17 protein-coding genes are annotated in these 16,821 nt (G+C 71.4%); 4 read left to right on the top strand and 13 right to left on the bottom strand.

Features of this window, described 5'->3' with window-relative positions; translation table 11 throughout:
• Positions 1-235: 235 nt before the first annotated feature.
• Positions 236-2,068 (top strand): endonuclease/exonuclease/phosphatase family protein, encoded by a 1,833-nt coding sequence (locus J8N05_RS17120; RefSeq protein WP_210883743.1) that lies wholly within the window; start codon positions 236-238, stop codon positions 2,066-2,068.
• Between the two features lie 105 nt (positions 2,069-2,173).
• Here the strand turns inward: J8N05_RS17120 and J8N05_RS17115 are convergent, their stop codons facing one another.
• From J8N05_RS17115 to J8N05_RS17090, 6 genes are all read right to left on the bottom strand, one after another.
• Positions 2,174-3,157: an Lrp/AsnC family transcriptional regulator gene (locus J8N05_RS17115; RefSeq protein ID WP_383942378.1), complete on the bottom strand. Its 984-nt coding sequence runs from the start codon at positions 3,155-3,157 to the stop codon at positions 2,174-2,176.
• 190 nt (positions 3,158-3,347) lie between these two features.
• Complete coding sequence (locus J8N05_RS17110) at positions 3,348-4,994, bottom strand: MFS transporter (protein ID WP_210883741.1); 1,647 nt, start codon at positions 4,992-4,994, stop codon at positions 3,348-3,350.
• 430 nt (positions 4,995-5,424) lie between these two features.
• The gene (locus J8N05_RS17105; RefSeq protein WP_210883740.1) at positions 5,425-5,868 is read right to left on the bottom strand and encodes a DUF3618 domain-containing protein; all 444 of its coding nucleotides are present in this window, start codon (positions 5,866-5,868) and stop codon (positions 5,425-5,427) included.
• On the bottom strand, positions 5,865-6,278 hold the full coding sequence (locus J8N05_RS17100; RefSeq protein ID WP_210883739.1) for a phage holin family protein: 414 nt from the start codon (positions 6,276-6,278) through the stop codon (positions 5,865-5,867). Before J8N05_RS17100 ends, J8N05_RS17105 begins: the two co-directional genes overlap by 4 nt.
• A 56-nt stretch (positions 6,279-6,334) precedes the next feature.
• The gene (locus tag J8N05_RS17095; protein ID WP_210883738.1) at positions 6,335-7,015 is read right to left on the bottom strand and encodes a hypothetical protein; all 681 of its coding nucleotides are present in this window, start codon (positions 7,013-7,015) and stop codon (positions 6,335-6,337) included.
• A complete protein-coding gene (locus J8N05_RS17090; RefSeq protein WP_210883737.1) occupies positions 7,012-7,161 on the bottom strand; it encodes a hypothetical protein in 150 nt (49 codons plus the stop codon). Before J8N05_RS17090 ends, J8N05_RS17095 begins: the two co-directional genes overlap by 4 nt.
• A gap of 175 nt (positions 7,162-7,336) precedes the next feature.
• Here J8N05_RS17090 and dapA point away from each other — a divergent pair, with 175 nt between their 5' ends.
• A complete protein-coding gene (gene dapA / locus J8N05_RS17085) occupies positions 7,337-8,257 on the top strand; it encodes a 4-hydroxy-tetrahydrodipicolinate synthase (protein WP_210883735.1) in 921 nt (306 codons plus the stop codon).
• 29 nt (positions 8,258-8,286) lie between these two features.
• On the opposite strand, the gene J8N05_RS17080 is transcribed toward dapA, so the two are convergent.
• The 5 genes from J8N05_RS17080 to J8N05_RS17060 form a co-directional block, all read right to left on the bottom strand.
• Positions 8,287-9,501, bottom strand: coding sequence for a WD40 repeat domain-containing protein (locus J8N05_RS17080; protein ID WP_210883734.1), 1,215 nt, complete (start codon positions 9,499-9,501; stop codon positions 8,287-8,289).
• Positions 9,498-10,052, bottom strand: coding sequence for a SigE family RNA polymerase sigma factor (locus tag J8N05_RS17075; protein ID WP_210890227.1), 555 nt, complete (start codon positions 10,050-10,052; stop codon positions 9,498-9,500). Before J8N05_RS17075 ends, J8N05_RS17080 begins: the two co-directional genes overlap by 4 nt.
• Before the next feature lie 585 nt (positions 10,053-10,637).
• Entirely contained in the window at positions 10,638-11,627 is a 990-nt protein-coding gene (gene dapD, locus J8N05_RS17070; RefSeq protein WP_210883733.1) for a 2,3,4,5-tetrahydropyridine-2,6-dicarboxylate N-succinyltransferase, read from the bottom strand.
• Between the two features lie 159 nt (positions 11,628-11,786).
• Entirely contained in the window at positions 11,787-12,323 is a 537-nt protein-coding gene (locus tag J8N05_RS17065; RefSeq protein ID WP_210883732.1) for a TetR/AcrR family transcriptional regulator, read from the bottom strand.
• Positions 12,324-12,369: 46 nt separating this feature from the next.
• Positions 12,370-12,690: a DMT family transporter gene (locus J8N05_RS17060; protein ID WP_107017831.1), complete on the bottom strand. Its 321-nt coding sequence runs from the start codon at positions 12,688-12,690 to the stop codon at positions 12,370-12,372.
• 207 nt (positions 12,691-12,897) lie between these two features.
• Between J8N05_RS17060 and J8N05_RS17055 the strand changes: the two genes are divergently transcribed.
• Both J8N05_RS17055 and J8N05_RS17050 read left to right on the top strand, forming a co-directional pair.
• On the top strand, positions 12,898-14,685 hold the full coding sequence (locus tag J8N05_RS17055) for a hypothetical protein (RefSeq protein WP_247706304.1): 1,788 nt from the start codon (positions 12,898-12,900) through the stop codon (positions 14,683-14,685).
• Between the two features lie 388 nt (positions 14,686-15,073).
• The gene (locus J8N05_RS17050; protein ID WP_210883731.1) at positions 15,074-15,937 is read left to right on the top strand and encodes an AbfB domain-containing protein; all 864 of its coding nucleotides are present in this window, start codon (positions 15,074-15,076) and stop codon (positions 15,935-15,937) included.
• A gap of 85 nt (positions 15,938-16,022) precedes the next feature.
• On the opposite strand, the gene J8N05_RS17045 is transcribed toward J8N05_RS17050, so the two are convergent.
• Positions 16,023-16,355, bottom strand: a complete 333-nt coding sequence (locus J8N05_RS17045; protein WP_107017666.1) for a metal-sulfur cluster assembly factor — start codon at positions 16,353-16,355, stop codon at positions 16,023-16,025.
• The gene (gene sufU / locus J8N05_RS17040) at positions 16,352-16,819 is read right to left on the bottom strand and encodes a Fe-S cluster assembly sulfur transfer protein SufU (RefSeq protein WP_210883730.1); all 468 of its coding nucleotides are present in this window, start codon (positions 16,817-16,819) and stop codon (positions 16,352-16,354) included. The genes J8N05_RS17045 and sufU overlap by 4 nt, the downstream gene beginning before the upstream one ends.
• Positions 16,820-16,821 lie beyond the last annotated feature (2 nt).

Raw genomic sequence — 16,821 nt, 5'->3', positions numbered from 1 at the left:
CGCGGCGCCCCGGAGCCGCCCGGGAGAACGCCCTCCGGCCGCCCGGAGACACGACCTCAGCCTAGACGGATTTGGGCCCATGCCGCCCGGTTCATGAACCTGTCAGAAGTGTTAAGCCAGGAAACCTTGACAAGTGCCCTGGCCTGGCACGAGATTGACGCGCGTAGATTCCACCCTCGCCCCACTCCGTCCCACCCTCGTCCCGGCGCCCACGCACGTCCCCGGAGGGATTTCGTTGCCGAGCAAGTCTTCCGCACGCATCGCCGCGCTCACCGTCGCCGCCGTCTGTTCCACGGTCTCCTCGGTGGTCGTCACGTCGCCCGCCCACGCGGACGCCGTGGCCGTCCACGACATCCAGGGCTCCACCCGGACGTCCCCGCTCGCGGGTCAGCAGGTCACGGATGTGGCCGGAATCGTCACGGGCGTACGGACCTACGGTTCGTCCCGCGGTTTCTGGATCCAGGGCACGGCCCCGGACGACGACCCGGCCACCAGTGAGGGCGTCTTCGTCTTCACCAGCTCCACGCCGAAGGTCGCCGTCGGCGACTCGGTCACCGTCTCGGGCACGGTCACGGAGTTCGTACCGGGCGGTGCCTCGACGGGCAACCAGTCGGTCACCGAGATCACCCGTCCGACGGTCACGGTCGTGTCGAGCGGCAACGCGCTGCCCGCGGCCACCGTCGTCGACAGCCGTTCCGTACCCGCCGCGTACGCTCCCGAGGGCGACCCGGCGGCGGCCGGCTCGACGAACAACCTCACGCTGCGGCCGAAGAAGTACGCCCTGGACTTCTACGAGTCCCTGGAAGGGATGAACGTCGCGATCGGCTCGTCGCGCGTGGTCACGGCGACCGACCCGTACTCGGAACTGTGGGTGACGGTCAAGCCGCACGAGAACCCGAACCGCCGCGGCGGCACGGTGTACGGCTCGTACTCCGCGCAGAACACCGGCCGGCTGCAGATCCAGTCGTTGATCCCGACCGCCACGCAGCCGTTCCCGACGGCGAACGTCGGGGACACCCTGAAGGGCACCACCGAAGGCCCGCTCGACTACAACCAGTTCGGCGGCTACACGCTGACCGCCCGCACCATCGGCACGGTCGAGGCCGGCGGCCTGGAGCGCGAGACGACCCGCAAGCAGTCGCGCACGGAGCTCGCGGTCGCCACGTACAACGTCGAGAACCTCGACCCGGGCGACGGTACGTTCGCCGATCACGCGGCCGCGATCGTGGACCACCTGCAGTCGCCCGACATCGTGTCCCTGGAGGAGATCCAGGACAACAACGGCGCGACGAACGACGGTACGGTCGCCGCCGACCTGACGCTGAAGAAGCTGACCGACGCGATCGTGGCCGCCGGCGGCCCTGCCTACGAGTGGCGGTCCATCGACCCGGTGGACCTCGCGGACGGCGGTGAGCCGGGCGGCAACATCCGCCAGGCGTTCCTCTACAACCCGGCACGGGTCTCCTTCGTCGACCGCCCGGGCGGCGACGCCACCACCGCCGTCGGGGTCACGAAGGTGCGCGGCAAGGCGCGGCTGACGGCCTCCCCCGGCCGTATCGACCCGGCGAACGCGGCCTGGACGAACAGCCGCAAGCCGCTCGCGGGCGAGTTCACCTTCCGCGGCGAGTCGGTCTTCGTGATCGCGAACCACTTCGCGTCCAAGGGCGGCGACCAGGCGCTGCACTCGCAGTTCCAGCCGCCGTCGCGCAGTTCGGAGACGCAGCGCCACCTCCAGGCGACCGCGGTGAACGCCTTCGTCAAGGACATCCTGGCGAAGCAGCGGAACGCGGACGTCGTCACGCTCGGCGACATCAACGACTTCGAGTTCTCGACGACGACGAAGCTCCTGGAGGCCGACGGCGCCCTCTGGTCGGCCGTCAAGTCCCTGCCGAGGAGCGAGCGTTACAGCTACGACTACCAGGGCAACAGCCAGGTCCTCGACCAGATCCTGATCAGCCCGTCGATCCGCAAGGACCGCGACTTCACCTTCGACAGCGTGCACATCAACTCGGAGTTCTCCGACCAGATCAGCGACCACGACCCGCAGGTGCTGCGGTTCCGCCCGTAGCCGTCCGGGTCCCGGCCGGATTGACTCCGGCCGTACGCCGCCGGGCCCGGCCCCGATGTCAGGGGGGCCGGGCCCGGTCGTGTCCGCGCACGGGACGGCAGGCGGTCAGCGGCCGGGCTCGTAGGTGAGCTGTTTGATCTGGCGCAGGGTGAGGACGGTCTCCACGGCCTGGACGCCGTCGAGGCCCCCGATCCGCTCGCTCAGGTACGAGTACAGGGCGCCGGTGTCGCGGCACAGGACGGCGGCGACGATGTTGGCCTGGCCGGTGACGGCCGCGGCGAAGCCGACCTCGGGGTGCCCCGCCAGCGCGCGCCCGACCGCGTCGAGGGCGGAGGGAGCCACCGTGAGCCAGAGCATCGCGTCGCTGGAGTGCCCCAGCGACTGGCGGTCGTGCTGGACGTCGAAGTAGAGGACCCCGCAGGCACGCAGCCGGTCCAGGCGCCGTTTGACCGCCGACTCCGTCTGCCCGGTGCCGCTCTGGAGTGCGGTGAGCGGGGTCCTGCCGTCGCGCCGGAGCACGGCGAGCAGCGCCTCGTCCTGCGCGTCCAGGGTGACGGGATCGGTGGGCGTGGCGACGGGAGGCGGGGTCAGCGCGGCCTCCTCGTGGGGGTCGAGGGCCCGCAGTTTGTTGAGCCAGCCGAGCGGGCCGCCGTAGTAGGAGTGCAGCAGGCAGTGCGCGCTGACCGAGATGACGCGCGGAGTGCGCGGCAGCCGGTCGAAGAGCAGTTCGTCCCGCTCCTGACTGGACCGCGGCTTCATCGCGCACATCAGCTCGGTGCCCCCGGAGAACAGCCCGATGTACGAGGTGTCGGGGCGCCGGGCCAGTGCGGCGGCCAGTTGTTCCGCCGCGTCGGGCGTGCAGCGCAGCCGGACGACCCAGCTCTGTCTGCCGAGCCGGCTCTCGTCGGTCATGCCGAGCACGCGCAGCCCCACCGTGGTGCGCAGACGCCGGTAGCGGCGAGCGACGGTCTGGTCGGAGACGCCGAGGACCTCCGCGAGCCGGCTGAACGGCGCCCGGCCGTCCAGCTGCAGCGCCTGCAGCAGCTTCAGATCGAGGGGGTCGAGGGGGTCGGTCGTGCGGGACTCCACGGGCGCGCTTCCGCTCTCTGGCCGGGACGGCATGGACGGGGAACCGCCGACGATCATCCCATCGGGCAGGGTCGCGGAGCGAGAGTGAGGCCCGGACCCGGGAGTGTGTTCCCGGGTCCGGGCCTCGCACCGGCGCCCGTCCCGTCCCCACGGAGGGCACCCGGTAAGACGTCGGATCACCGCCGCGGGTTCATCCCACTGCCGATCGGGTTCCGGTTTCGACGCCCGGGGCGGAGTCGGCCTTCGATCCCGCCCCGGATCCGGAGCCGGCCTTCGATCCCGCCCCGGATCCGGCCACCGGCATCGTCGTCTGCCGGGGGCCGCGCAGCAGGACGGCCGCGACCGCCGCGGCGAGCAGGGTCAGCAGCGCGGAGACGATCAGGCACAGGTGGAGGCCGTCGAGGAAGGCCTCGGACAGCGCGCCCAGGGCGCGCCCCTGGGCCGGGCCCAGGTCCATCCGCGCGACCGCGCCCAGTCCGCCTCCGTCCACGGCCGACAGGACGCTCTGCCGCTGTGCCCCCGTCAGACCCGCGTCGGTGAGGTGTCCGGACAGGGAATCGGTGGCCCGGCTGGTGAGCAGGGCGCCCAGGACGGCGGGGCCGAGGGCGCCGCCGACCTGCCGGAAGGCGTTGTTCCCGGCGGCGGCCATGCCCGCGAGGTGGTGCGGTACGGAGGCGACCGCGGTGGCGGTCATGGGCGTGATGACCAGGCCCATGCCGAGGCCCAGCAGCGCCAGCCGCCAGACCAGTGAGCCGTACGAGGTGCCGGCGTCGATCGTGGTCAGGGACAGCAGGGCGCCCGCGCTGACGAGCAGGCCGCCGGTGATCAGGAGGCGTGCCGACACCCGGTGCATCAGGCGGCCGACGGGCGCTCCCACCAGGATGGCCATGAGGCTGACCGTCACCAGCCGGGCGCCCGCCTCCAGGGTGCTGAGCTGCTGGACCATGCCGAAGTAGAGGCTGAGGGCGAAGAAGAACCCGATCAGGCCCAGGAAGCTGATCATGGCGACCAGGGTGGTGGCGCTGAAGGCGGCGCTGCGGAACAGCTTCAGGTCGAGCATCGGGCTGTCGCTGCGCCGCTCCACCAGCACGAAGGCAACCCCGGCGACGACGGCCGTGAACAGGGCCACCAGCACCTTGGTGTCCGTGAAGGACCCGGCGCCGCCCTCGATGACCCCGTAGACGAGTGCGGTGATCGCCAGGGCGGCGGTGAGCTGGCCGGGCCAGTCCAGCCTGCGCGAGCCGGCGGCGCGGGAGTCGGTCAGCAGCCGGGCCGCGAAGACCATGGCGACGAGCGAGGCGGGGACCGCCAGGAGGTAGATCCACCGCCAGGCGAAGTGTTCGAGGACGAGCCCCGCGATGATCGGGCCGAGGGCCAGGGCCGACAGCAGGGAGGTCGCCCACAGGCCGATGAACTTGCCGCGTTCGCGGTGGTCGGGGACCGCATGGCTGATCAGCGCGAGGGTCGTGGGCAGCAGCGCCGCGGCCCCGATGCCCGCGAAGGCCTGGCCGATCCAGAGGACCTCGATCGACTGGGCGGACAGGGCTATGACGGCGCCCGCGGCGCAGAAGGCCAGGCCCGCCTGGAAGACCTTCTTGCGGCCGTGGACGTCACCGACGACTCCGGCGGTGAGGATGAGGGCGGCCATGGGCAGGACGAAGGCGTCGGACACCCAGGCCAGTTGGGCGGTCGACGCGTGCAGCGCCCGCTGGATGGCCGGCAGGCTCACCGAGACGGTGGTGACCGGCAGATAGGCGACGAACACGCCCACGCAGGCCATGACGAGCGTGGCTGCCCGCCGGCCCTGCGGGACGCTCGCCGTAGTGGTGACGTTCAAGGAACTCTCCCCCTCGCGGCGCCACACGCCGCGGTCGGCTGTTACGGCGCCCACTTTCGACACCACCACCGACCCGGAGCCAGCCAGGTCCAAGTTTCCCAGGAAATCCGACACCGAACCCACATCCGACAGGGTTTCCCGACCCACCACCAGCGCCCTTCAGGGGCGCGAGGAACAGCGCGACAAGCCCCCACCGGCCCATCTTCAGGGGCGCGGGGAACGGCGCGACCAGCCCCCACAGACCCGCAGACACAGAACCGGCCCGCTTTGAGGGGCGCGAGGAACGGCGCGACCAACCCTCACCGGCCCGCAGACACAAAACCGGCCCGCTTTTAGGGGCGCGGGGAACTGCGCGCTCAGCCCCCACCAGTCCGCAGACGCATCACAACGCTCCCGAGGGGCCCCCGATACAACACGGCCGAGCCGTCACTCAACCGCGCCCGTTGCGACGCCGCCGCAACACCCCCGCCGCGACCACAACCCCCGCCCCGGCGATCAGCACCGGCTTGGGATTGCGCAACCCGGCCTGAACAACCGCCGTCGCGGCATGACGCACCGGCTGAGGCACCCGCTCCTGCACGACATGCCCCGCCCGCACCGCCTTGCCCTGCACGGAGTGCCCCGCCTCGGACGCCCTGTCCTTCAGCTCGGCCCCCCGCGCCTTCGCCCGCCCCTTCACATCGGCCTTCGCCGCCAGCTCCTCGACGGTGTCGCCGAGCTGCGTACGGGTCTCCTCGATCTGGCGCCTCAGCTCCTCCGGCCCCTCGGTCCCGGCGGCGGGCTTGTCCGAGACCCCGCCGATCTCGACCGGACCGCCCGGACCGCCCGGACCGCTCGGACCGCTCGGACCGTTCGGCCCCTTCGTGTCCTTCATCGGTGTGCCCTTTCCTTGATCTCGTCGACATCGGCCCGCACGCTGTCGAGCGCCTCTGCGGGCATCGGAGGGGTGGCACGGCCGAGTTGCGCCCGGCCGGTCTTCGCCAGCACGGCCGCGACCACGAAGAGCACGGCGGTGACGATGAGCGCCGCCGCCCACACGGGCAGCACCAGGGAGAGCGCGGCGGCACCGGTCGCCGATAGGGCCATCAGCCCCACGTAGGCGACGGCGCCGGCCGCGCCGAGCAGCCCGCCGCCGCGCCCCGCGCGCCGCCCCTTCTCGGTCAGCTCCTGTTTGGCGAGCCGCACTTCCTGCCGTACGAGTTCGGAAAGCTGTTCTGTGGCCTGCCCGACGAGTTCACCCACCGAGTGCTGCTCGTCCGGCCGCCGGTTCATGGTCCCGGTCATGGCGTTCCGCCTCCTTTCGTCCGGGGGGAACGCCCGGGTACCCGGCTGGGCCGCCACTACCCCTTCCCGGACCCCCGCTCGCCGAGCCGCGCCAGCTGGCTCTGGAACCAGTCGAGCCGGGCCTGCAGCAGAGCGGCCTCGGCGACGAGCTCGGAGACACCCGGCCCCTCAGCCGGACGGGCACCGGCGGGCTCCACGCCCCCGCCCCCGGCCCGCACGCGCAGCCCCTCCCCGCCCAGCCGGGCGAAGGTCGCCAGGGACACGGCCGTACGCCCCCGTACGCATCCGGCGCAGGAGGCCGCCAGGCCCCGCCAGCCCGGTCTGCCCCAGCCGGCGTCGGCCAGCGCGACGGCGACCGCGCCGCACGCGCAGGGCCCGACGGTGGCGGCGCGCACCCGCTGCCGCGCGTACCGGAAGCCGAGTTCGAAGCGGATGTACGCGCCGAGGACCGTCACTTCGAGGAGTACGGCGGCCCGGTGCTCGGCCGTGCACAGCATCGCCTCGGCGGCCGAGCGGTCGTGCACGCAGTGGAAGCCGCAGTCGCAGCGGCGGTGCGGCGCCCGGTGCCGCAGACCGTAGACGCAGTGCGCCTCGTCGAGGACCCCGTACGGCAGCGCGCCGCCCAGCGACACTCCGGTGAACCCGGCCCGGCCGCCGTCCTGGGACAGCATCGGGTGGGCGATCTTGAATCCGGTCGGCGGCTCCGCCGGACGTTCCTCGGGGAGCCGCATCCTCATCGCGCGACCGGAACCTCTTCGGACGCGGACTCCGACTTCGCCACCTTCTCGGTCTCATCGATCTGTTCGCCGAGCAGAAGTTCGTCGTCCGTCGCGCGCGGTCGTTCCTCCGCGACTCCGGTGGCGAGCGCCTTGCCGAGCCTCATAACGCCTCCCGTGACCGATCATCACCGATATCACCGACTGCCGTCCCCGTCATGGTGACGCAAACCGGAGCAGGTGCCTAGGGCGCACTTGAGCAACAACCCAGTAGCATCACTTACCTGTACGCCATAGAAGAATTAAGTGGAGCTTCCAGGTCGGCGCCCCGAGACTACTCCCATGACCACGACCTCACCCCCACTCCTCCGCCCCCGCTCCCGCCCCTTCGGCCGCGCCCTGTGCGCGATGGTCACGCCCTTCACCGACGAGGGACTGCTCGACCTGGACGGTGCCCGGCGGCTGGCCGAACGGCTGGTCTCCGAGGGCTGCGACGGACTGGTGCTGTCCGGGACCACCGGGGAGTCGCCGACCCTGACGGACACCGAGAGGTCCGCGCTGGTGCGGGCGGTGGCCGAGGCCGTCGGGGACCGCGCCGCGGTCGTCGCGGGCATCGGGACCGCCGACACCCGCCACTCCGTCCAGCTCGCGCTGGAGGCCGAGAAGGCGGGCGCGGACGGCTTGTTGGCCGTCACGCCCTACTACAGCAGGCCGCCGCAGGACGCCGTCGAGGCACATTTCCGGGCGATCGCGGACGCCTGCGGACTACCGCTCGCGCTGTACGACATCCCGGGCCGCACCGGCACCCGTATCGAGCCGGAGACGATGCTGCGGCTCGCGGAGCACCCGCGGATCGTGGCGGTGAAGGACTGCGCCTACGACCTGCTGGGCACACAGAAGGTGCTGGCCGGAACGGAGTTGGCGTACTACACGGGCTGCGACGAATACGTCCTGGCCCTGTACGCGATCGGCGGTGCCGGATACATCAGCACCGTGGCGAATGTGATCCCACGTCACTTCCGTTCGATCATCGACGCGTTCGACGGGGGCAGGACGGACGAGGCGGCCCGCTTGCAGCAACTCGCCATCCCACTGACCGAGTTGATGATGACGTCCGGGCTGCCGGGCACGGTGACGACGAAGGCGCTGCTGGGCGCCCTGGGCCTGCCGGCCGGTCCGGTGAGGGCGCCGCTGCGGCCCGCCGGCCGCGGGACGACCGACGGACTGCTGACCGCTTACGAGCACCTGACGGCCGCCCGCTGATCCCCGTCGGCTGATCCCCCGCCGGCTGATCAGCGTGCGGCGAAGACCGGATCCCAGCGTCCGCCCGCGCCGTCGTTCCCCTGACGGAACCCGCTCAGCGGAACGGTCTTCTTGTTGCCGATCGTGACGAGGACGAGCCGGTTGCGGAACTCGTTCGTACCGGGCGTGATGTCCCAGGCGATGAGCCGCTTGTTGTCGACCCAGGCCAGCAGTTGCTGACCGGGGATCTTGTAGAGCCGCTTGCCGGTGTAGGGGTCGTTGATCGCGGAGGCGGCCGTCCTGGCGCCGCCCGCGAAGTCGCCCGCGGCGAGCTTGCCGTCCGGGGACAGCCCGGCCTCGACGAACCAGTACAGGTACTTCTCCTTCGCGGGCTTCTCCACTTCGTCGCCCTCGAAGTCGTAGTACTGCATGTGGGGTTCCGAGGTGAGTCCGGAGTAGACCAGCTTGCCGTCCTCGCTGAAAGCGAAGTCCTGGCGGACGTTGAGGTCGTCCTCGTGGCCCGTGACCTTGCTCCAGGTGCCGTCCCCCGAGTCGACGTCGAGAACATAGAAGCCGGTCCGGTCCGACTGGCCGAACCGCGCGTCCCAGTCGTTGTTCTTGCCGTCCCCGTCGCTGTCGTAGTCCGCCCGGAACCGCAGGTCCGGGTTCTTGCTGTACGTCGTCGCGACGAGCTTGCTGCCGTCGGGCGAGAAGGCGACGCTCGCGACGGCCCGGTCGACCGTGATCCAGCGCTCGACCTCGCCGGTGAGCAGGTCGAGCAGCCCGATCCGCTTGGTGGGCAGATCCTTCTCCAGGACGGCGGCGGTGCGCATACCGGGGGCGACGTCGAGGAAGGACCACTTCGTGGTCTTCACATACTTGCCGGTCTCCTGGTCGAGGAGGCTGTAGGTGCGCAGGTAGACGCCCCGGTCCGGGGTCTCCTTGACCGTCCTGGCCGTGTAGTAGGCGGCCAGCGCGGTGTCGCCCGCCGCGATGAGGTCGCGCGGCGGTGTCTGGTCCGGGTGGGCGATGATGTCGCTCCGGTTCATCTGGCTGGCGAGCCGCGGCTCGTCCTCGCCGTTCAGGACCGGCACCCCCACCGCGACGGCGACCGCGACCACCATGGCCACCGCGGCACCGGCCAGCCTCCGGGTCCGGCGGCGGCGCCGGACGGCCAGGACACGGCTGCCGAAGTCCGGCGGCGGGGCGGTGGCCTCCGAGGCCTGCTCGTGCAGGGCGTCGCGTACGAGCTGATCCATGTTCACGGACGAACCTCCACGGGCGAGAAGTCGCGGGAAGGGCTCTGTTCGGCGTCGGCCGGGCCGAGGGCGGTCAGCTCCGGCGCGAGCACGCGCAATTTGGCGAGCGAGCGGTGCGTCGTGGACCGCACGGTGCCGACCGAGCAGCCGAGGATCCGGGCCACGTCGGCCTCCGGCAGGTCCTCGAAGTACCGCAGGACGAGCACGGTCCGCTGCCGGGCGGTGAGCCGCGCGAGCGCTCCGCGCATCAGGATCCGCAGCTCGGTCGCGGAGGCGGCGTCCGCGTCCGTCCGCTCGGGCGGTTCGGCGACGGTCAGCTCCCGCCGACGCCACTTCAGCCGCCAGCGGCTGACCTGCTGCCGGTACAGGATCTGCCGTACGTACGCCTCCGGCTCGTCGATACGGTGCCATCGTCCGGCGGCCTTGATCAGCGCGTTCTGCAGCAGGTCCTCGGCCGCGTGGCGGTCGCCGCCGCTGAGCAGCACGGCGGTCCTCAGCAGCGTCGTCGACCTGTTCTCCACGAACTCCCTGAACGCCTCGTGCCCCTGGGCATCCATCGTCACCGCCTCTTCCCCGCGGGCGTCTCCCCCGCTCCCACCCGTACTGACGCCCGAACCGAACCCCCGCTATGCCTCGACCCCCACGTTTCCTCCCCACCACCGCAAAGTACGGGCCCGGTGCGCCCCTGGGGGGGGACGGTCGTATGTCTTGTGCGGGCCCGGTGGGGGCTTGTCGCGCAGTTCCCCGCGCCCCTAGGGGGGTGACGGTCGTGGAACTCGTGCGGGCACGCGTGGGCTGAGCGCGCCGTTCCCCGCGCCCCTAGGGGGCGTGACCGTCGTACGTCTCGTGCGGGTCCGATGTGGTTGCGCGCGCCGTTCCTCGCGCCCCTAGGGGCCAAAAGCAGGGGCGCAGCCCCGCTTTTAGGGGCGCGGGGAACTGCGCGGCCAGCCACACCCGACCCGCACAGGACACCTCACGGCACCCCCACCCACCCCAGGGGCGCGGGGAACTGCGCGACAAGCCCCCACCGGACCCGCACCCGAACACGAACCCGTCCCCGAACACGACGAACGCCCTCCCGCTCAGCAGCAGCGGAAAGGCGTTCGCGTCAAAACGTCAAGCCGTCAAAGCAACCCCACAGCTCAGTTGTGGCTGTGAAGAACCTCGTTCAGCCCACCCCACACCGCATTGTTCGGCCGAGCCTCCACCTTCCCCGTAACCGAGTTCCGCCGGAACAGAATGTTCGACGCCCCGGACAGCTCACGCGCCTTGACGATCTGCCCGTCGGGCATCGTCACGCGCGTACCGGCGGTGACGTACAGCCCGGCCTCCACCACACACTCGTCCCCGAGGGCGATCCCCACCCCCGCCTCCGCCCCGATGAGGCACCGCTCCCCGATGGTGATCCGCACATTGCCGCCACCGGACAGCGTCCCCATCGTGGACGCGCCACCCCCGATGTCGGAACCGTCACCGACCACGACACCCGCGGAGATACGGCCCTCGACCATCGACGTACCGAGCGTGCCGGCGTTGAAGTTCACGAAGCCCTCGTGCATGACCGTGGTGCCCTCGGCGAGGTGCGCCCCGAGCCGGACCCGGTCGGCGTCGGCGATGCGGACACCCTTGGGCGCCACATAGTCCGTCATGCGCGGGAACTTGTCGATGGACGTCACGGCGAGGTGCAGCCCCTCGGCACGGGCGTTCAGCCGGACCTTCTCGACGTCGTCGACGGCCACCGGCCCGAGCGAGGTCCAGGCGACATTGGCGAGGTGGGCGAAGAGACCGTCCAGGCTCTGCCCGTGCGGCTTGACCAGCCGGTGCGAGAGCAGATGCAGACGCAGGTACGCGTCGTGCGCGTCGACCGGCTTCTCGTCGAGCGAGGAGATGACCGTGCGGACCGCGACCACCTCGACACCCCGGCGGGCGTCCGGGCCGATCGCTTTCACGGCACCTTCGCCGAGCAGTTCCACGGCGCGTTCGACGGGCAGCCGCTCGGAGCCGGAGGGGCCGGGTTCGGCGGCCAGTTCGGGGGCCGGGAACCAGGTGTCGAGGACGGTGCCGTCGGGGGCGATCGTGGCGAGCCCGGCGGCGACGGCGCCGGTGGTGCGTGTAGCAGTCGTGTCGGTCATGACAGAAACCTAACGTGGCGGCCCCCGCCCGAGCCAACCAGCGCCCCCACCGTCTCAGGTACCGGCCACCCGCACCACGGCCGCCCGCCACCGGTTGCCCACTCGACCCGCCACGCGCCACGCGCCGCCCGCCACCCGCTCAACCAGTCGCCGGCTCGCTCAACCCGTCACCCGCGCCAGAACCTCCCGCGCGTACTCCTCGTCGTACGGCGCCCCCGTCAGCAGCACCTGCAGACAGATGCCGTCGATCAGCGCGACCAGCGCCCGCGCGGTCACCGGGTCGGTGCGGCGGGCGAGGAGGTCGGCGAGGTCCCGGCCGCACTCGTCGGCGACGGGCCGCAGCACGGGCCGGCGCAGGGCGGCGAGGTACAGCTCGTACTCCACCTCCACCCCCGTACGGTCGTCCGCGAGCCATTCGCCGACGAGCCCGGCCAGTTCGGTGGCGAGGTCGGCGCCGACGTCCCGCAGGGCCTCGCGCGCGGCGACCGTCTTGGCGAAGCCCTCGTTCGCCTGGCGCAGCGCGGCGACCAGCAGCTCGTCGAGGGTCTTGAAGTGGTACGTCGTCGAGCCGAGCGGCACATCCGCCTCGGCCGCGACGGAGCGGTGGCTCAGCCCCGCGATGCCCTTGGCCGTCACGACCCGGATCGCCGCGTCGATGATCCGCTGCCGCCGCTCGGGGTCGTACCGCCGGGCCATCAGCGGTCACCGTCCGAGCAGCCCGTGCACCCGCCGCCCGCGGCCATCAGTGCGCCCCGCCCAGGTTGAGCACCACGACCCCGCCGATGATCATCGCGATACCGGCGAACTTGGCGAAGCTCAGCCCCTCCCCGAGGAACACCGCCCCGATCACGACGATGGCCGCCGTGCCGAGCCCGGCCCAGATCGCGTACGCCGTGCCGACGGACACCGTCTTGAGCGTCTGCGCCAGCAGCAGGAAGGCGACGACGTAGCCGAGGGCGGTCAGCAGCGAGGGCCAGAGCCTGCTGAAACCGTCGCTGTACTTCATGGCGGTCGTGGCGGCCACTTCCGCGGCGATGGCTCCGGCGAGCAGCACGTATCCCATGCGTACGAGTGTACGCATCGATGCGTACGACCGTACACAGAACCGGGCCGATCCGTCCGACGCCTGTGGAAATGTGCGCGGCACGCACTCCCGGTTCACTCAATTCCCTTATGGCAAGGGGTAGTTACCGCTAGGTACCGTGCGGCACTCCGGACCACCCGGCGCCACCGGGCCACCTCCCCCCGCCCTCTTCCGACGGAGAGCATCATGAGCACAGGAGCCCCTCCTCTCCCCCCTCTCCCCCCTCGCCGTGCCCGATGGCCGCGCCCCCTGCTCGCGGGCGCGCTCGCCGTGGCCGCCCTGACCGCGGCCCCCTCGGCCTGCGGCGCACCCGCCGACGCGACCCCGGCCGCCGCCGGCACGGCCCGCACCGAAACACCGGTGTCCTCCGCCTCCCCGGTCGCGGGCGTCGCCGAGACCCAGGTCTCCCTGCGGATCCCGCTGCCCGCCTCCGCGGGGAGCCACCCGGCAGGCTGCGACCGGCTGTCGTACCTGCGCTACCGCTCCTCCGACGGACCGACGGCATCGGCCGACGCCGACCGGGTCCTGGTCGCCCAGCCCGGCATCCTGGAGGGCGCGGGCGCCTTCGACAGCGTGGCCCGCAACACGGTGCGGGCGGCGGCCGACCGGGGCGAGCACATCGAGTTCTGGGCCCTCGACCGGCGCTCCAACTGCCTGGAGGACAACACCGGGATCGCGACGGGCAGTGTGAGCCGGGCGGTCGGCTACTACTACGAGGGCCGGCGGATCGACGGCCGCGCCTTCGACGGTTTCCTCACCAGCGACCAGGTCGGCTGGCTCGGCGAGGTCGGCCTGGAGCAGACCGTCCGGGACCAGTACGACCTGCTGACCGCCGAACTGCCCGACCAGAGGCTGCGCAAGGAGAAGGTGCTGTGCGGCGGGCACTCGCTCGGCGGGGTGCTCACCGGCGTCTTCTCCACCTGGGACTTCGACGGTGACAGCGCGACGAAGGCGGACGCGGGCTACAACCAGTGCGCGGGCTACTTCGCCCTGGACACCACGATCGCCGTGAACCTCGACGACCTGAACGGCGGTTCGGGAACGCTCGACGGCGGCCTGCTGCCCCGGGGCACGGTCCCGGGGACGGACCTCGGTTACACCGTCGTACAGGCCGGTCTGCGCTCCGGCGCCCTGCCCCGCTTCCTGGCGCTGCCCGCGGTGATCAACCCGGAGATCATGAACCTGCTCGCGATCAGCGGCCTCGCCGCGCGCACCGCGCCCGACGCCCTGTCCACGCTGCGGAACGCCCTGCCCGCGAACGACAACATCGAGACGACGACGCGCACGATGTTCTCGAAGAACGCGGCCGTGTTCCTGAGCGGCAGGCCGACGATCCGCGACTTCCGGCTCACCAACGAGGCCGTTCTCGGTGCCTTCATGGACGACAACTCGGCCCCGCTGTCCTTCATCCAGACCAGCGTGGGCCTCTTCGACGGCGGCCGCCTAGCCGACAAGGACTTCCCCGTCTCGAACGACGTCCAGGGCTCCCCCGCCCTGTTCGGTACGGAACCGAAGGCGATCCCGGACGAGCCGGACGGCCCCCTCTACACCTGGCGCGGCTTCGACCGGGTGGGCGCGCCGGACGACCCGGTGCACCGCTCGGCCGACGGCACGCCGTTCACCACGGCCGCCAAGGAGGTCTCGGACATCGGGGAACTGGCCCGCAGCCTCTCCGAGCAGCCGCTGGACCTCACCGAGGACTACTTCCCGACGAAGCTCGTCACGGATCTCGCGCTGGTGGACGACGCGCGGATCGCCCGGCACATGGCGCACCCCGAGGGCCCGACCGCCCGTCCGGTGATCACCTTCGTCGCGGGCGACGGCATCCTGGCGGACCGCGTCCCGGCGGACAGGAACCCCGTCGTGCTCCCCGGCTACCAGCACCTGGACGTCCTCACCGCGGCCCCGGTCCAGAACGACGGAAGCCGCGAACGGATCGCCACGCTCCTGTCCGCCTTCGGGAAGCGCCCCTGACCAGTTCCCGTTCGGCCCGGAGAGGAATTTCTCCGGGCCGAACCGGAAGCTCCCCCACCGGCGCCCGAGCGCCCCCTCGGGCGCCGGAACCCCCTCCTCGGGGCCCTGATCTCGAATCCTTAAGCCTTGAACTATCCCTCTCGGCCGCCGGGTCCACAGCCCGGCGCCAACTCGCGGCCCGGTCAAGCCAGTTCAGGCAGAAACCGCTCTCAGGAACGCTTACTCGACCCGCACGAGTTCCACTAATGTTCCCCTCGTCGCGTACACGGACCGCCCGGCCATGGCCGTCCCGTGCGCCCGCGACCTCCGCCTCCTCATGTGCCACGAGATGTGCCACGAAGAATGACCGAACCGCGTCCGCCATCGGCGACGCCGGGGGGAACCGCGCATGCCCGAAAGAAACACCGAGTCCGCTCCCGTCCCGTCCCCCCACCTCCCGAAGGTGTGGGAGACGGGCGAGACCCTGGACCAGTCCCCCATACCCGGGACACGCCGGCTCTGGCTGGCCGGAGCGCTGCTGCTGGCGGTCCTCGCCTCCACGGTGACCACGGTCGCCCTGCTGGACGAGGACAAACGGACCTCCGCGAAGGACCGCACGGAGAACACCTCCGCCCAGGACGAGCCGCTGCTGGTCGCTCCGCCCGTCGCCGCCACCGCGCCCAGCGGGAAGAGCGGGCTGGCCGCCGCCTCACCCTCCGTGAGCGCTCAGGACGGCTCCGCGTCGCCCGCCGAGCAGCGGGGCGGCGCCGACCCCGTACCGAAGCCGTCGAGTTCGAAGTCGACGCCCGCGTCCGGCGGGAAGCCTCCGGCGGCCAAGCCGTCGTCCGCGCGGAAGTCCGTGCAGTCGGTCAACTACCCCGACCGCCACTGGCGTGTCGACCACGACTCCGTGCGGCTCGACCGGGTGGACGCGCACGGCTCCTCCCGGACCGGGCAGGAGGCCTCCTTCAGGCTGGTCCCGGGCCTCGCCGACGCCGACTGCGTCTCGTTCTCGCTGGGGAACGGCCGCTATCTGCGGCACGCCCAGTTCCGGCTGCGAGCCGACCGCCGCGACGGCTCCGAGCTGTTCAAGAAGGACGCCACCTTCTGCCCGCGCCCGTCGGCGTTCTCCGGCGCCGTCATGCTGGAGTCGGTCAACTACCGCGGACGCTTCCTGCGCCACCGCGACTTCCGGCTCCGTCTGGACCCGTACGAGAACAGCCGTCTCTACCAGGCCGACTCGGCGTTCCGCCTGGTCAAGGGCCTGGGCTGAGCCGTACGACATCGAGCCGAGGCACCACGCACGCGGCCCCCGGCGCAATCGCCGGGGGCCGCACGTACGGACGGGTGCCAGGTGCTCAGACGTTGAAGCCGAGCGCCCGGAGCTGGTCACGGCCGTCGTCCGTGATCTTGTCCGGGCCCCACGGCGGCATCCACACCCAGTTGATGCGGAGTTCGTTCACGATGCCGTCCGTGGCGGACTTGGCCTGGTCCTCGATGACGTCGGTGAGCGGACACGCCGCCGACGTCAGGGTCATGTCGATCGTCGCGATGTTCGCGTCGTCGATGTGGATCCCGTAGATCAGTCCGAGGTTGACGACGTCGATGCCCAGCTCGGGGTCGACGACGTCGTACAGCGCCTCGCGGACTTCTTCCTCGGAGGCCGGTTTCATCTCGATGGTCTCGCTCATGCCGTCTTCCTCTCGGCGCCGGCCTCGCCCAGGGCCTGGGCCGTCGCGTCCTTCCAGGCCATCCAGCTCAGCAGTGCGCACTTCACGCGCGCGGGGTACTTGGAGACCCCGGCGAACGCGACCGCGTCCTCCAGGATCTCCTCCATCGCGTCGTCCGGCTCGATACGACCCTTGGACTGCATCAGCTCCAGGAAGGTCTCCTGGATCTTCTGCGCCTCGGCCAGGTCCCGGCCCACGAGCAGCTCGTTCAGCACGGAGGCGGAGGCCTGGCTGATGGAGCAGCCCTGGCCCTCGTACGAGACGTCACTGATCGTCGTGCCGTCGTACTTCACCCGCAGGGTGATCTCGTCGCCGCACGTCGGGTTGACGTGGTGCACCTCGGCGTCGCCGTCCCTCAGACCGCGCCCGTGGGGGTGCTTGTAGTGGTCCAGGATGACTTCCTGGTACATCGAATCAAGCCTCACGA

The organism is Streptomyces liliiviolaceus (assembly GCF_018070025.1).
Lineage (GTDB): Bacteria > Actinomycetota > Actinomycetes > Streptomycetales > Streptomycetaceae > Streptomyces > Streptomyces liliiviolaceus.
Note: the sequence above shows the minus strand (reverse complement) of the source record. Positions and strands in the feature narration are given on the sequence as shown.

Coding starts and splice junctions, on each gene's coding strand:
- J8N05_RS17055 (WP_247706304.1), top strand. CDS start 12,898: ATGAGCACAGGAGCCCCTCCTCTCCCCCCTCTCCCCCCTCGCCGTGCC.
- dapA (WP_210883735.1), top strand. CDS start 7,337: ATGACCACGACCTCACCCCCACTCCTCCGCCCCCGCTCCCGCCCCTTC.
- J8N05_RS17065 (WP_210883732.1), bottom strand. CDS start 12,323: ATGGCCCGGCGGTACGACCCCGAGCGGCGGCAGCGGATCATCGACGCG.
- J8N05_RS17095 (WP_210883738.1), bottom strand. CDS start 7,015: ATGAGGATGCGGCTCCCCGAGGAACGTCCGGCGGAGCCGCCGACCGGA.
- J8N05_RS17090 (WP_210883737.1), bottom strand. CDS start 7,161: ATGAGGCTCGGCAAGGCGCTCGCCACCGGAGTCGCGGAGGAACGACCG.
- J8N05_RS17045 (WP_107017666.1), bottom strand. CDS start 16,355: ATGAGCGAGACCATCGAGATGAAACCGGCCTCCGAGGAAGAAGTCCGC.
- J8N05_RS17050 (WP_210883731.1), top strand. CDS start 15,074: ATGCCCGAAAGAAACACCGAGTCCGCTCCCGTCCCGTCCCCCCACCTC.
- J8N05_RS17105 (WP_210883740.1), bottom strand. CDS start 5,868: ATGAAGGACACGAAGGGGCCGAACGGTCCGAGCGGTCCGAGCGGTCCG.
- J8N05_RS17060 (WP_107017831.1), bottom strand. CDS start 12,690: ATGGGATACGTGCTGCTCGCCGGAGCCATCGCCGCGGAAGTGGCCGCC.
- J8N05_RS17100 (WP_210883739.1), bottom strand. CDS start 6,278: ATGACCGGGACCATGAACCGGCGGCCGGACGAGCAGCACTCGGTGGGT.
- dapD (WP_210883733.1), bottom strand. CDS start 11,627: ATGACCGACACGACTGCTACACGCACCACCGGCGCCGTCGCCGCCGGG.
- J8N05_RS17075 (WP_210890227.1), bottom strand. CDS start 10,052: ATGGATGCCCAGGGGCACGAGGCGTTCAGGGAGTTCGTGGAGAACAGG.